The 294-nt window shown below is 42.2% G+C and carries 1 tRNA gene; it reads left to right on the top strand.

Features of this window, described 5'->3' with window-relative positions:
- The first annotated feature begins 2 nt into the window (after positions 1-2).
- Positions 3-78: transfer RNA gene (locus QQK21_RS12020), tRNA-Val, on the top strand.
- Positions 79-294 lie beyond the last annotated feature (216 nt).

Raw genomic sequence — 294 nt, 5'->3', positions numbered from 1 at the left:
GTGGGCGATTAGCTCAGTTGGGAGAGCACCTGCCTTACAAGCAGGGGGTCACTGGTTCGAGCCCGGTATCGCCCACCATTCTCTAAGTATTTTTGGATTCAAATCTCCAAACCACTGCAGTAAAACGTGTGTGGTTGGACTTTCTGACGCCGAGAGTGTTTAGACAATGTGGCTCCTTTTAGGAAGTACATGCTCTTTAACAATTTGGAAAGCTGACAAAACAATCTTTATGATTGTTTGTAAAGTTCTCAATGTTTATCGAAAGATAAACACCAATAAACACATTCAAGTGTT

The sequence above is a fragment of the Vibrio zhanjiangensis genome, assembly GCF_030161235.1.
Taxonomy (GTDB): Bacteria; Pseudomonadota; Gammaproteobacteria; order Enterobacterales; family Vibrionaceae; genus Vibrio; species Vibrio zhanjiangensis.
The sequence above is the reverse complement of the archived record's forward strand: the minus strand, read 5'-3'. Positions and strand labels throughout refer to the sequence as shown.